The organism is Burkholderia sp. Bp9142 (assembly GCF_003853415.1).
Lineage (GTDB): Bacteria > Pseudomonadota > Gammaproteobacteria > Burkholderiales > Burkholderiaceae > Burkholderia.
Window position 1 is genome coordinate 121,043 of the sequence record NZ_QTPP01000014.1, and the last position, 13,227, is coordinate 134,269.

The 13,227-nt window shown below is 68.6% G+C and carries 12 protein-coding genes and 1 pseudogene; 5 read left to right on the forward strand and 8 right to left on the reverse strand.

The features are described from left to right. Positions 1–135: 135 nt before the first annotated feature. The gene (locus DIE22_RS17900; protein WP_124501292.1) at positions 136–567 is read right to left on the reverse strand and encodes a YqaA family protein; all 432 of its coding nucleotides are present in this window, start codon (positions 565–567) and stop codon (positions 136–138) included. 79 nt (positions 568–646) lie between these two features. Then, positions 647–1,291 (reverse strand): LysE family translocator, encoded by a 645-nt coding sequence (locus DIE22_RS17905; protein WP_124605703.1) that lies wholly within the window; start codon positions 1,289–1,291, stop codon positions 647–649. Between the two features lie 284 nt (positions 1,292–1,575). On the opposite strand from DIE22_RS17905, the gene DIE22_RS17910 reads away from it, so the two are divergent. Continuing rightward, entirely contained in the window at positions 1,576–2,058 is a 483-nt protein-coding gene (locus DIE22_RS17910) for an Lrp/AsnC family transcriptional regulator (protein WP_124501290.1), read from the forward strand. Between the two features lie 407 nt (positions 2,059–2,465). Here the strand turns inward: DIE22_RS17910 and DIE22_RS17915 are convergent, their stop codons facing one another. Beyond that, the gene (locus DIE22_RS17915; protein WP_179955234.1) at positions 2,466–2,609 is read right to left on the reverse strand and encodes a hypothetical protein; all 144 of its coding nucleotides are present in this window, start codon (positions 2,607–2,609) and stop codon (positions 2,466–2,468) included. A 250-nt stretch (positions 2,610–2,859) separates the two neighbouring features. Further along, positions 2,860–4,512: an IclR family transcriptional regulator gene (locus DIE22_RS17920; protein WP_124605704.1), complete on the reverse strand. Its 1,653-nt coding sequence runs from the start codon at positions 4,510–4,512 to the stop codon at positions 2,860–2,862. 177 nt (positions 4,513–4,689) lie between these two features. On the opposite strand from DIE22_RS17920, the gene DIE22_RS17925 reads away from it, so the two are divergent. The 3 genes and pseudogenes from DIE22_RS17925 to DIE22_RS38830 form a co-directional block, all read left to right on the forward strand. Continuing rightward, a complete protein-coding gene (locus DIE22_RS17925; protein WP_059599391.1) occupies positions 4,690–5,649 on the forward strand; it encodes an MBL fold metallo-hydrolase in 960 nt (319 codons plus the stop codon). Between the two features lie 182 nt (positions 5,650–5,831). Then, positions 5,832–7,205 carry an MFS transporter gene (locus tag DIE22_RS17930; protein ID WP_124605705.1) on the forward strand — a complete coding sequence of 458 codons (1,374 nt, stop codon included), beginning with the start codon at positions 5,832–5,834 and terminating at the stop codon, positions 7,203–7,205. Positions 7,206–7,283: 78 nt separating this feature from the next. Beyond that, positions 7,284–7,593 (forward strand): annotated as a pseudogene (locus DIE22_RS38830) (MFS transporter); the annotation flags it as partial. On the opposite strand, the gene DIE22_RS17940 reads toward DIE22_RS38830, so the two are convergent. Both DIE22_RS17940 and DIE22_RS17945 read right to left on the reverse strand, forming a co-directional pair. Continuing rightward, a complete protein-coding gene (locus DIE22_RS17940) occupies positions 7,507–9,297 on the reverse strand; it encodes a sensor domain-containing diguanylate cyclase (RefSeq protein ID WP_124605706.1) in 1,791 nt (596 codons plus the stop codon). The pseudogene DIE22_RS38830 and the gene DIE22_RS17940 sit on opposite strands and share 87 nt — an antisense overlap. Positions 9,298–9,556: 259 nt before the next feature. Beyond that, a complete protein-coding gene (locus tag DIE22_RS17945; RefSeq protein WP_124605707.1) occupies positions 9,557–10,357 on the reverse strand; it encodes an SDR family oxidoreductase in 801 nt (266 codons plus the stop codon). Between the two features lie 141 nt (positions 10,358–10,498). Here DIE22_RS17945 and DIE22_RS17950 point away from each other — a divergent pair, with 141 nt between their 5' ends. Further along, the gene (locus tag DIE22_RS17950) at positions 10,499–11,461 is read left to right on the forward strand and encodes a GlxA family transcriptional regulator (protein WP_124501283.1); all 963 of its coding nucleotides are present in this window, start codon (positions 10,499–10,501) and stop codon (positions 11,459–11,461) included. A 10-nt stretch (positions 11,462–11,471) separates the two neighbouring features. Here the strand turns inward: DIE22_RS17950 and DIE22_RS17955 are convergent, their stop codons facing one another. Next, entirely contained in the window at positions 11,472–11,963 is a 492-nt protein-coding gene (locus DIE22_RS17955; protein WP_012365998.1) for a 2,4'-dihydroxyacetophenone dioxygenase family protein, read from the reverse strand. A 247-nt stretch (positions 11,964–12,210) separates the two neighbouring features. Further along, the gene (locus DIE22_RS17965) at positions 12,211–13,176 is read right to left on the reverse strand and encodes a LysR family transcriptional regulator (RefSeq protein WP_185640640.1); all 966 of its coding nucleotides are present in this window, start codon (positions 13,174–13,176) and stop codon (positions 12,211–12,213) included. Between the last annotated feature and the right edge of the window lie 51 nt (positions 13,177–13,227).

Here is a 13,227-nt window from a genome sequence, read left to right on the forward strand (position 1 = left end):
CCTGAGTGGGGAGGGAGAGAAACGGAACGCACGCGTCACCGCATACCGTAAGGAATACGGCAGCTTCGGCGAATTCTTTAGCGGTGCGAAGCCGACGGCGGCGCGAGCGGGTTCACTCGACGCAGGCAGGCGGCGTCAGTGCATCACGAGCCAGGCGATCACCAGATACCGCCCGACCTTCGCGATCGTCACGATCGCGAGGAAGGTGGGCAGCGGCTCGCGCAGCACGCCGGCGATCATCGTCAGCGGATCGCCGATCACCGGCGCCCAGCTCAGCAGCAGCGACCAGCGGCCGTAGCGCGCGTACCAGCGCTCGGCGCGCGCGAGCGCGGACGGCTTGACCGGAAACCAGCGGCGGTCGCGGAAGTGCTCGATGCCGCGGCCGAGCGCCCAGTTGATCGCCGAGCCCGCGACGTTGCCGATGCTCGCGACGAGCACCAGCGCCCACGCGGGCTCGCGCCCGGCGAGCAGCAGGCCGGCGAGCACGGCTTCGGACTGGAGCGGGAACAGGGTCGCGGCGACCATCGACACGGCGAACAGGCCGCCGTAGGTGAACAGTTCTGACATCGCGCGATTGTACCGGCCGCGCACCGGCCGGCACCGGTCACGCGGCGTCGGGTACCGAACAGCGAACGCGCGCGGCCGCTCAGTTCCAGCCGACCATGATCGCGCCCATGCCAACCAGCAGCCCGCCCGTCACGCGGTTCATCGCGCGCATCCGCGCCGGGCGCTGCAGCGCCCGGCCAAGCCGGTGCGAGAACAGCGCCATCGACGCGACCCCGCCAGCGAACAGCAGCGCGAAAGTCGTCGCGAGCAGCAGGAACTGCGCGTTCACGCTCCAGTCGTCGTTCGGGACGATGAACTGAGGAAAGAACGACGGAAAGAACAGCAGCGTCTTCGGATTCAGGCCGGAGGTGGCGACGCCGCGCCAGAACAGCGCGCGTCCGGTGTCGGCGGCGGGTGTGGTGCTGCCAGCTTCCGTCGATGCGGCCGGCGCGGTTGCCGGCGCGCGGTTGAGCCACTGCTTGCAGCCGAGCCACACGAGGTACGCGGCGCCGGCCCAGCGCAGCACGGTCAGCGCGTGCTCGTCGAGGTTGACCAGCGAATTCAGGCACAGCGCGGTCAGCGCCAGTTGCAGCAGCACGGCGAGCGTGCCGCCCCACACGCACGGCAGCGCACGACGCCAGCCGGCGCGCAGTGCCTGATTCATCGTGAGGAGGTTGACCGGGCCGGGGGCGTAGATGAGGACGGCGGACGCAGCGAGGAACGACAGATAAAGCCTGAACGACATGACGGGCGGTGCGGAAACGGAGGATCGGGCGCCGGCCCGCGCTGCCGGATCGGCGCGCGGGAAGCGGGGAATCGCATGCCTGCGTGTCCGGCGCCGCAACTCGTGATTGCGGCTTGGCGTCCCGCTGCGAAGGGGTTGTCGCGGGGAGCGTGCCGGACAACAGGCATGGAGAAAATGTATCAAGCGGGCCGGTTAAAAGGCTTCCTGTTTTCCAGCAAAACCGACCCAAAACCAGAATCATGTTCAGCTAGAATGCCGATTTTAAGTAGAAGATTCTTCCTGTCATGGCTACCCGCGAACGCACGCCCAGAACCCTCGACAACCAGGACCGCAAGATCCTCGGCGCACTGCAAAAAAATGCGCGTCTGTCGAACGCCGAACTCGCCGAACAGATCGGCATGTCGACCACCGCATGCTGGAACCGCACGCGGCAGCTCGAACTCGACGGCTACATCGACGGCTACGTCGCGCTGGTCAACCAGCGGATGCTCGGCTACGCGGACATCGTGATCCTCGAAGTCACGCTCGATCGCCACGAAGACGACGCGCTCGCGCGTTTCGGCGCCGAACTGGCGGCGCTGCCCGAAGTGCTCGAGGCGTATCTCGTGTCGGGTGAATACGACTACTGGATCAAGGTCGCGGTCGATGGCACGGCCGGCTACGAGCGTTTCCTGCGCGAGAAGCTGTACAGGATTTCGAGCATCCGCCACAGCCGCTCGATGTTCGCGCTGCGGTGCATGAAAGACGTGCCGTCGATTCAGGTATGACGACGGCGGCGCCGGGCCGCGCGTCGTCGTGACAACGCCGCGCGCGGCTGCGCTGGGGAAGGGAGGTGGCCGGGCTGTCGCGGCCGGTGCGCGCGGCCCGGCGCCGGATGCAGTCCGGACATGCCGGCTGGGCGGGAAAACGGATGAATCTTCCGTGACGACCCGGCGCGGCGCGTGGCATGCGCCATGTGCCGGCATTCCGGCAAGCGGCAGTCAACATCGTGCCGACACGCTCGGCACCAGCATCACGGCGCCCACATCGCGTGAGCGCATTCAATCGAGGCCATTCGGCCCTTTTTACAATATCCGTTGATACGCCGACGCCGGACGCGGCGGCCTTTCGGCGCGCGTCCCGGCACGCGGATCAGCCGGATATCGTGCCGCCGGCCGGCAGCCGGTCGCGGCGATCAGCGCGGCAGGCGTGCGTGCGCTTCGGCGATGACTTCGCAGTTCTCGAGGTGCAGTGCCCATGCTTCTGCAAGCAGCTCGCCAACACGTGCGAGCCAGCCAGCGGATTGGGTGGAACGATCGGAGACATTGGACGTTTGCATGACGAAGCCCCATATAGGTGGCGAGTTAGGGATAACCCTAATCATACGGGAGCCTCACCGTCTTGTGAAATGCGATTTCGTTATATGAGAATTACTGACAATTTCTGTTGCTGCTGCGCAACATGAGCGGAGTCCGCGGTGTCGTTGTTCGGTGGACCGGCGTGACGAGGCCGCGGCGAGCACGGGCCTCGCAATGAGGGACAGGAACGGAACGTCAGGCGGGGAGAAGGGCGCGGCAGCGGGGTGACGATTACTCGCCGATCCATCCGAACCGCCACGACAGGCGGCGCGTCGCGGCGAGCAGCGCATGTGCGAGTTCGCTGTCCGGCCCGCGCGGGAAGCCGCGCGACGAGCCGATGATCGCGATCACGAGCCGGATGCTGCCGGTGTGATCGAACACGGGCGCGGCGATCGTCCCGATGCCCGGCACCGGCGCGTCGAACGCGAAATCGAGTTCGTCCGCACGGATCGTCGCGAGCCGCGCGTGGAGCGCGTCGTCGACCTGCGCCGCGCCGCCGGCGAGGCGCACGGGCTCGTCAGCCAGCAGGCCGGCCAGCACGTCGTCGGACATGCCGGCCGCGAAGATCCGCCCGATCGCGGTATTCACGAGGGACATCACCGTGCCGACCTGCAGGCTCACGTGCTGCGGCCGCGCGGACTCCTCGAGGCGGATCACGGTCGGCCCGAGCGGCCCGAGGGTCGCCGCGGCCACGCTCATGTCGGTCGCGGCCGCCAGCGCGACGATCTCGGCTTCCGCATCGCGCGTCGGCGACACGCGCTGCATCGCGATCAGCCCGAGTGCCTGGCCGAGCGGCCCGCCGCCGAAGCAGCCCGCATCGTCGCGGCTCAGCAGGCCGATCTTCTGCAGGCTCACCAGATGCGGAAACGCCTTCGCGGCCGGCATCCCGGCCGCCGCCGCGAGATCGCGCAGCGGCAGCGCACGGCCCGCCGACACGAGCGCAAGCAGCAGCTCGCCCGTGCTGTCGAGCGCGTTGATGCCGCGCTGCGCTTTCGCGTCGTCGGCGAGCGCAGGCGGCATGCGCTGGACTGCCGGGGCTGCGGCCGGCGGCGACGGCTGCGCGTCGCGGCCGGCATCGAGCGACGCGGTGGCCTGCCGCGCCGCATCGCGCAGCGCCGTCGCGATCGGGCCGTTCCAGCCGACATCGATCGACCCGGTCGAGCCGATCACCGTCAACGCGAGTTGCAGGCGTCCGTCGGCGTCCAGCACCGGCACGCACATCGCGCTGACGCCGGGGCTCGGCCGGTCCACGCCGCGCTCGATCCCGCGGGTGCGGATCGCGTCGAGTTCGGCCTGCCACGCGCGGGCATCGGACGTGGGCTGATCGCCTTCCGCACCCGCGAGCGTGTCGCCGGCGCCGGCCTGGCTGGCCGCCATCGCGTCCAGCTGTGCGGCGTCGCCGAATGCCCGGAATACGCGGCCGGTCGCGGTCGTGTCGAGCGACATCACCGATCCGACGTGCAGGTTCACGTGCAGCGGATAGCCGCCGTGCTCGATGCGCACGATCGTCGGCCCGAGCGCGCCCGGCACCGACAGCGCGACGCTCAGGCCGACCGTTTCCGCGAGCCGCGCCGCGTGCGGCAGCGCCGCGCGATAGGCCGGCTGGCGTTCGATCGACATCAGCCCGAGCCGCAGCGACAGCGGCCCCGGCTCGTAGTTGCCGGTGAGCGCGTCGCGTTTCACGAGCGCGAGGCGCGTCAAGCTGACGAGATAGGTATGCGCCTGCGCGGTCGACAAGCCGGCCGCGGCCGCCAGCTCCGACAGCCCGAGCGGCTTGCGCCGGCGCGCAAGTGCGTCGAGCAGCCGGCCGCCGACCTCGACGCTCTGGATCCCGCGCTGCGCCTTGGGCGGCACGTCGTCTGCGCTGGCTTCGTGGTTCTGCACGCGATGGTTCTTCCGTTGACGAAACCCCGCATGGTATCCGACGCCATTTGATGCGCCAGCCCGCAGGTTTACCCGTATTGGACAATAGCAAGCGACTTTGTCATTGACAAATGATCAGTGCGGGTCGATGATCCGCTCACTCCCCTCAACACATGGCTCGCAGCCACGGAACGCAACATGGCCAAAGCATTCGCCTCTCAAGCCGATCTGGAAGAGAAGAAAGTCACCTGGACGCAGCTGTCCGAGAACGCGTACGCCTACACCGCCGAAGGCGACCCGAACTCGGGCGTGATCATCGGCGACGACAGCGTGCTGATCGTCGACACGACCGCGACGCCGGCGATGGCGCAGGACCTGATCGCGAAGATCCGCAGCGTGACCGACAAGCCGATCAAGCACGTCGTGCTGTCGCACTATCACGCGGTGCGCGTGCTCGGCGCGTCCGCGTATTTCGACGAAGGCGCGCAGCACGTGATCGCGAGCCGCGGCACCTATGAAATGATCGTCGAGCGCGGCGAGGCCGACATGAAGTCGGAGATCGAGCGTTTCCCGCGCCTGTTCGCGGGCGTCGAGACGGTGCCGGGCCTGACCTGGCCGACGCTCGTGTTCGAGCGCGAGATCACGCTGTTCCTCGGCAAGCTCGAAGTGAAGATCATGCACGTCGGCTCGGGCCACACGAAGGGCGACACGATCGTCTGGCTGCCGTCGCAGAAGGTGCTGTTCTCGGGCGACCTGGTCGAATACGACGCGGCCTGCTATTGCGGCGACGCGCAGCTCGAACAGTGGCCGGCCACGCTCGAGGCGCTGCGCGCGCTCGGCGCGGAAAAGCTCGTGCCGGGCCGCGGCCCCGCGCTGCTGAATCCGGCCGAGGTCGACAAGGGCCTCGACTACACGAAGGACTTCGTGACGACGCTGCTCGCGCAGGGCCGCAAGGCCGTCGAGCGCAAGCTCGACCTGAAGGCGTCGATGGCGCTCACGCGCGAAGCGATGGATCCGAAGTTCGGCCACGTGTTCATCTACGAGCACTGCTTGCCGTTCGACGTGTCGCGCGCGTTCGACGAGGCGAGCGGCATCACGCATCCGCGCATCTGGACCGCGCAGCGCGACAAGGAAATGTGGGACGCGCTGCAGGACTGAGCGGGTCACGGCGGCGGGGCGTCCGGACGGACGGCCCGCCGTTTTCCTGACGGCCCCTGAACGGCGGCGGCATCGCGCCGCGCTTCACGGCGCCGAATTCCGATCGCACAAGAAAGCAGGGCGCATGCACGCCCTCGGAGACTGCTGCGCGCTCGACGCGCGCGGCCCGTTTGGAGAGAGACATGCCCCGATCGCTTCCCGCCGAAGCGACGATCGCGCACGCGAGTGCTGCGGCGTCGACTTCCTCATACGAATCCGCGTCCGATGCCGGCGATGCGCTGCTGTTCCGCAAGATCGCGTGGCGGATCGTGCCGTTCCTGTTCCTCTGCTACGTCGTATCGTTCCTCGACCGCATCAACATCGGCTTCGCGCAGTTGCAGATGAAGCACGATCTCGGCTTCAGCGATGCGATGTACGGTCTCGGCGCCGCGGTGTTCTACGTCGGCTACGTGTTCTGCGAGGTGCCGAGCAACCTGCTGCTCGCGCGCTTCGGCGCGCGCCGCACGTTCACGCGGATCATGCTGCTGTGGGGCATCGCGTCGACCGGCATGATGTTCGTGTCGCAGCCGTCGCATTTCTACGTGCTGCGCTTCCTGCTCGGCGTGTTCGAGGCCGGCTTCTTTCCCGGCATCGTGCTGTACCTGACCTACTGGTTCCCGGCGAACCGGCGCGCGGCGGCGATCTCGGTATTCTTCGCGGGCGTCGCGGTCGCGGGCGTGCTCGGCGGCCTGATGTCGGGCTGGATCATGCGCGACATGAGCGGCGTGCTCGGGCTGCACGGCTGGCAGTGGATGTTCGCGATCGAAGGCGCGCCGGCCATCGTGCTCGCGTGCTTCGCGTTCACGTACCTGGTCGACCGTCCGCAGGACGCCGCGTGGCTCACGTCCGACGAAAAGGCGCGCGTCACCGCGCTGTGCGGCGACAGCCGTACGCACGGCGCCGCGCATGGCGCGCACGACAAGCGCAGCCTGGTCGCCGCGCTCGCGAACCCGCGCGTCTACCTGTTCGCATTCATCTACTTCTCGCTGACCTGCGCATCGCTGACGCTCAATTTCTGGATGCCGCTGATGATTCGCGACTTCGGCGTGACCGATGTCGTGGCCGTGAGCCTCTACACGGTCGTGCCGAACGCGGTCGGCGCGGTCGGGCTGATCCTGATCGCGCGCCGCTCGGACCGCACCGGCGAGCGCCGCAGGCATTTCGCGTGCTGCACGATCGGCGGCGGGCTCGCACTCGCCGCGCTGACGCTGCACCTGCACAGCTTCGCGGCGATGCTCGCGTGCCTGTCGATCGCGGCGACGCTGATCTTCGCCGCGCTGCCGATCTTCTGGGCCGTACCGACCCGCTACCTGTCGGGCAACGCGGCCGCCGCCGGGATCGCGTTGATCAGCAGCATCGGGATCACGAGCGGCATCGTCAGCCCGTGGGTGATCGGGCTGATCCGCACGCGCACCGGCAGCATGGATCTCGCGGTGTACCTGCTGGCCGCGCTGCTCGCGCTGAGCGGCGCGGCACTGATGCTCGGCGTGAAGGGCGAACCCGCGCAGCGCGCCTGAACCCCGGCCGGTCGCTGCCGGCGGCCGGCGTTGCGCTTCCAGTCCGCACCGCATTGGCATCCGTCGAGGAGACGATCGATGTCAGCCCATCTTCAAGCGGACGCCGCGCATGCCGTCGCGTCCGGCCCGCGCGTCCGACCATGGCGCGCTGTACCGGCGCCTCGGCACGCGGATCGTGCCGTTCCTGTTCATTTGCTACATCGTGTCGATCCTCGACCGCAGCAACATCGGCTTCGCGCAGTGGCGGATGCGGCAGGATCTCGGCCTGACCGACGCGATGGACCGCCTCGGCGCGGATCGGCTAGGCCCGATACACCTCGATCCGGTTGCGGCCGCGCTCCTTCGCCACGTACAGCGCCTTGTCGGCGCGCGACAGCGCCTGGTACGCGCCGAAATCCGATGTCCGCATCGCGTCGATGCCGATGCTGACGGTCAGCGAGAGCAGATGATCCTCGTGCACGAGCCGCGTGTCGGCCGCGCGCTGCCGCACGCGCAGCGCGAGCGCAACCGCCGCGTCGATCCCGGCGCGTGGCAGCACGATCGCGAATTCCTCGCCGCCGAGGCGCCCGACGATGCCCTCCGGCCCGATCTCCGCGAGCAGCAGCCGCGCGAAATGCCGGAGCGCGCGATCGCCGAGCGGATGTCCCCAGCGGTCGTTCAGCGCCTTGAAGTGATCGAGATCGAGCATCAGTACGGCGGCGTCCTGGCCGCTCGCGCGTACGCCGCGCAACGCGGCTTCGCTTTGCCGCATGAACGCGTGGCGGTTCGACAGCTGGGTCAGATGGTCGGTCGTCGCCATCCGGTGCAGTTCAGCCTCGATATGCTTGCGCTCCGTCGCATCCGTGATGAAGCCGTGCCATACGGTGCCGCCGTCCGGCGTGCGCTGCGGGCGCGCGTCGCCTTCGCGCCATCGCATGCCCTGGTCCGGCAGCAGCACCCGGTATTCGAGCCGCCAGGGCGACAGTTGCTCGGCCGACGCCAGCAGCGACTGACGGTATGCGGCCAGGTCGGCCGGATGGATCCGGGTTTCGACCGCATCCGCATCGCCTGCGATCTGGTCGGGTGTCAGTTCGTAGATGTCGCGCACGCCTGCGCTCGCATACGAAAAGAACCGGCGGCCGTCGGCGCTCTGCCGCAGCTGGAACACGAGGCCGGGAACCTGGTCGGTCAGGTTCGTGACGAGCGTGACGGAGTCGTGCAACCGGCCGGCGAGCTCGCGCAGCGCGGTGATGTCCGTGGTCGTGCCGACCATGCGCAGCGCTCGCCCGTTGCTGTCGCGGGTGATGACCTTGCCGCGGCTGCAGATCCATTTGTACGTACCGTTCTTGCAGCGGATGCGGTGCTCGACCGCATAGCTGTCGGTCCGGTTCTCGAAGTGGGCGAGCATCGCGGCCTTCACGTCGGCGACATCGTCCGGGTGCAGCCGTTGGTAGGCGTCCTCGATCCGGCTCGTCAGCTCGTGCGGCGCGTAGCCCAGCAGCGCCTTCCAGGCCGCCGAGTAATGGATCTCGCCGGTTACCACGTCGCGATCCCATACGCCGGTGCCGCTTTCGCTCAGCGCGAGCGTGGTCAGCGCGCTGTGTTCCTCGATGGCGCCGAGCCGTTCGCACAGCGCGGCCTGTGCGCTCGCGCGGCAGATCGCATGTTCAGCCAGCGTCGCCAGATCGTGAAGAAACGTGCGTTGCGCGGCGTCGAGCGTCAGGCCGGTGCTGCCGGTGACACACAGCGCGCCCAGCGTGGTGCCGTCGGGTGCGATCAGTTCGCAGGCCGCGACGATGTGCGGCCCGTCGTGCGGGAGGCTGCCCGCATCGGGCGTGATGAATCGTCTGCCGGCAGTCGGTGCGCGCTCGACATGCGCAGGGAAGAGCGCGGGGGGACGTGCGGCGGGCAGCGTGCCGTCGGATGCCGCCACGCGCTGCGCGCCGCCTTCCGCGTGCGCGACGAATGCGCCGGCCGTGCCGAAATGCGCACGCGCGAGACGGCACACGGTCGCCAGCTCGGGCAACGGCGCAGGCGCCGGACGATGGTCGGCGGGGACATGAGGGGAACCGGGCGTGTCGCCGATCCCGGTGGTGAACATACGGAACCGCATGGTCGAATTCCGCGACGGTCTATTGCGCCGATGATCGGACGAATGTCCGGGCGCTGCTTCGGGGATGCAATCCGAGAGATTATCGTCGAGTGAAATCCGTGACAAGCGGGGCGAAACCGGCTTGGGCGCCGGCGAGACGGCGTGGCCGGCATGCATCGCGGGCGTCGACGACGATCCGCGACTCACCCGCCATCGCCCGATTCAATTCGATTGGGCCGCCCCGTGGGGGCAGCCCGGGGCGCGGCCTGGAAACCGAGGGCTAGCGCGCAACCGCATAGCGCGGCGCAGGCGAATCGGTCGACAAATGCGGCACCATCGTGCGGCGCGCGGCCTCGTATGCATCCCATTCGTCGCCCGCGTGCAGCGACGGAATCGTCACGCGTTCGCCGCGATCGAAACCGACCAGTGCCGCATCGACCAGGTCCGACGCCGACATCACGATTTCCTTCGGCAGGTGTTCGAGCGGCAGGCCGCCCGTCTGCCAGAAGTCGGTGGCCGTCGCCCCGGGCAACACGGCCTGCACCTGCACGCCCTGGCCGGCGAGTTCGTGATGCAGCGACTGGCTGAACGCGAGCACGAACGCCTTGCTGCCGCCGTATACGCCGTTCAGCGTTTCCGGCGAGATCGCGACGATCGACGAGATGTTGATCACGGCGCCGCGGCCGCGTGCGACGAAGCCGGGCACGGCCGCATAGGTCAGGCGCGTGAGCGCGGTCACGTTCAGGTCGATCATCCGCGTCATCGCGTCGACGTCGCTGTCGAGCAGCGGCGCGTGCGTGCCGACGCCCGCGTTGTTCACGAGCAGCGTGATGCTCGCGTCCTGCTTCAGCTTTGCCTCGACGGTGGCGAGCGCCGCGCGGTCGTTGAGGTCCGCGCCGACGATCTCGACGCTGCGCCGCGTGTCGTTGGTGATGCGCTCGGCGAGGGCGGCCAGCCGGTCGCGGTTGCGCGCGACCAGAATCAGGTCGTAGCCGCGGCGCGCGAGCCGGTCCGCATAGATCGCGCCGATGCCGGACGATGCGCCGGTAATGACGGCGGTACCGCGATGTGCTTGAGTCATGATGTCGCTCCGGGTCGAAGGAAGGTGAGTGCGTGAATGCATTCTGGCTTCGAACCGCCGCGAAACAAATGACGTAGATGGGTATGATTCAGGACATCGGGCCGATCGCGGCGAGCGTGGCGCCCGGCACCGGAGACATGCATGCACCGAATCGGCTTCCTGATCAGCGACGGCTTCCAGATCATGGCGCTCGCCGCGCAGTCGGTGTTCGAGTACGCGAACATGGGCGCGGACGAGCCGTTCTACGCGATGGAGAGCTATTCCGTCGACGGCGGCGACGTGCGCTCGTCGCTCGGGCTGCCGGTCGCCACGCGCGCGCTGCGCGGACGCGGAAGCGACGTCGATACGTGGATCGTCGCGGGCGTCAACGATCCGCTCGCGTCGCCTGCGCCGGCCGGCGTCGTCGCGTTCCTGCGCCGCGCGAACCCGCGCGCGCGGCGGATTGCCGGCATCTGCACGGGCGCGTTCGTGCTCGCCGAGGCCGGGCTGCTCGCGCAGCGCCGCGCGACGACGCACTGGGCGTTCGGCCGCGACATGCAGAAGCGGTTTCCGGACATTCGCGTCGAGGAGGACCGCATCTACATCGTCGACGGGCCGATCTGGACATCGGCCGGGATGACGGCCGGCCTCGACCTGGCCCTCGCGATGGTGGAAAAGGATCTCGGCGCGAACGCCGCGCGCTCGGTCGCGCACAAGCTCGTGATGAACCAGCGCCGCGCGGGCGGGCAGTCACAGCATTCGGAAATGCTGGACCTCGCGCCGAAATCCGACCGGATCCAGAATGCGCTGAACTACGCGCGGCGCAATCTCGGCCGCGCGCTGAGCGTCGAGGAAATGGCGGAAGCCGTCCATCTGAGCCCGCGCCAGTTCAGCCGCGTGTTCACGCTCGAAACCGGGCAGTCGCCGGCGAAGGCGATCGAGCGGCTGCGGCTCGAGGCCGCGCGGCTGATGATCGAGCAGAGCCGCCATTCGCTCGACGTGATCGCGAAGGAAAACGGTTTCCGCGACAGGCGCCACCTGCGCGACGCGTTCGTGCGCGGCTTCGGCGTGCCGCCGCAGGCGATCCGGCGCGTCGCGCGGGCGGACGAGCGCGAAACGGCCTGAGGTCGATCGTTCAGCGCGTGACGAACGCCGTGGCGTCGTGCGGCGCGGTGCGCGCATGCTTGCGCTGGCGCAGCAGCGCGACGCGGCAATTTTCGCGCGCGGTCTCGCGGCCGTCGTCGTCGAGCAGCACCAGGTCGCCGCGCATCACGTTGAGCGTGATCACGTCGTCGCCGGGCGCGCCGAGCGTTTCCGGCGTATGCACCGACCCGGCCGGTTCGAGCACCGTCGAGCCGGCCTGCGCGATCCAGTCGTACTCGCGGTAGCGCCACGCACCCTGCAGCGTGTGGACGAACACCTCGCCGTCGTGACGGTGGCGCGGCAGCGTGCCGCCGGCCGGCATCTTCAGCAGCGCGGTCAGCGTGTCTTCCGCCGCATTGATATGCAGATACTTGATCGCGAGCCCAGGCAGGTCGGCGCTCATCGGCAGCCACGGCAGCGCATCGCCGGGCAGGCAAGAGATCGGCGGCAGGTCGGTGGGGAGCGGGGCGGACGGCTGCGTCATGGCGGGAGGCGGAGCGGAAACGGAAAGTGCGCATTATCGCAGAGCGGATCGGACGGCAGAACAGCGCGGATCGTCTGCTGCACCGGACGTTCGGCCGCACGCCGATCGACGCGCCGGTCACGGGCCGGGCATGAACCATCTCGGCCCGCGCTGGGCGCTCGGCGCCGGCGCGGCGGCGCTGGTCGCCGTGTCTTTCCTGATGCGGATGCGCCGACAGTCGCAGCCTGCCGGCGAAGCCCGAGCCCGGCTACGCGCTGTCTTCGTCGCTGACCGGCCGCGCCGCCGCATGCGCGGCTTCGAGGCACGACTGGAACAGCAGCGCCGCCCGCGACGGCCGCGGCGAGCGCCGCAGCAGGCTTACGAACCTGCACCGGTAGTTGAAGCGCTGCGGCGCGATCGGCTGCATCAATCCCTTGTGCTCGAAGCTCTCCGCGTAATGGTCGGGCAGGAAGCCGAGGTAGCGGCCGGACAGGATCAGCGTCGCGATCGATTCCTGGTCCGATGCCGTCGCGCTGCGCGTGAGCTTCGCGCGATGGCTCAGTTCCATGTTCGGCGAATGGAAACCGAGCCCCGCGAACGCGTGGTTGCGGATCGTCGTCCACGTGAGCTTGCCGTGCGGCGCATCGAAGAGCGGATGCTGGCGGCCGCAGTACAGCAGCATCCGTTCGCCGAACAGTTCCGAATACACGAGGCTGCCCGAACTGCGGTGCGCGGGAATGATCCCGACCTGATAGCTGCCGTCGATGATCCCGCGCTCGACCTCGTTGATCGACGCGACGTGCAGGTTCAGGGCGACGTCGGGCGCTTCGTCCGTGAACCGGCGAATGGCGTCGCCAAGCCGCGCGTTCGGGTTGGTGGCCGTCTTGTCGAACACCGCGATGTGCAATTCTCCGCCCATCTTGTCGTGAATGCCGTCGATCCTGCTGCGAAATGCCTCCATCGATGCGAGCAGCCGCAGGGTTTCCTCGTACACCGTCTGCCCCTCGGCGGTCAGCGTGAAGCCCGCGCGGCCGCGCCGGCACAGCACGAGCCCGAGGCGCGTTTCCAGGTCCTTCACGTGCCGGCTGATCGTCGAGATGCCGATGTTCAGCTCGAGTTCGGCCGCCGCCATCCCGCCGCACTGCACGACGCCCTTGAAGACCCGCAACAGCCGCAGATCCATGTCGCTGAGCTGCCCGAGCAGCGCGCGGCTCTTCGGTTTCTTTGCTTGCATAGTTGCGCAAGTGAACATTGATATTGCGATATTCAAAAGACTAATTGGCGT

Excerpts from the sequence above, each read along its gene's own strand:
- DIE22_RS17900 (WP_124501292.1), bottom strand. The coding sequence starts at position 567 with ATGTCAGAACTGTTCACCTACGGCGGCCTGTTCGCCGTGTCGATGGTC.
- DIE22_RS17905 (WP_124605703.1), bottom strand. The coding sequence starts at position 1,291 with ATGTCGTTCAGGCTTTATCTGTCGTTCCTCGCTGCGTCCGCCGTCCTC.
- DIE22_RS17910 (WP_124501290.1), top strand. The coding sequence starts at position 1,576 with ATGGCTACCCGCGAACGCACGCCCAGAACCCTCGACAACCAGGACCGC.
- DIE22_RS17915 (WP_179955234.1), bottom strand. The coding sequence starts at position 2,609 with ATGCAAACGTCCAATGTCTCCGATCGTTCCACCCAATCCGCTGGCTGG.
- DIE22_RS17925 (WP_059599391.1), top strand. The coding sequence starts at position 4,690 with ATGGCCAAAGCATTCGCCTCTCAAGCCGATCTGGAAGAGAAGAAAGTC.
- DIE22_RS17930 (WP_124605705.1), top strand. The coding sequence starts at position 5,832 with ATGCCCCGATCGCTTCCCGCCGAAGCGACGATCGCGCACGCGAGTGCT.
- DIE22_RS17940 (WP_124605706.1), bottom strand. The coding sequence starts at position 9,297 with ATGCGGTTCCGTATGTTCACCACCGGGATCGGCGACACGCCCGGTTCC.
- DIE22_RS17945 (WP_124605707.1), bottom strand. The coding sequence starts at position 10,357 with ATGACTCAAGCACATCGCGGTACCGCCGTCATTACCGGCGCATCGTCC.
- DIE22_RS17950 (WP_124501283.1), top strand. The coding sequence starts at position 10,499 with ATGCACCGAATCGGCTTCCTGATCAGCGACGGCTTCCAGATCATGGCG.
- DIE22_RS17955 (WP_012365998.1), bottom strand. The coding sequence starts at position 11,963 with ATGACGCAGCCGTCCGCCCCGCTCCCCACCGACCTGCCGCCGATCTCT.
- DIE22_RS17965 (WP_185640640.1), bottom strand. The coding sequence starts at position 13,176 with ATGCAAGCAAAGAAACCGAAGAGCCGCGCGCTGCTCGGGCAGCTCAGC.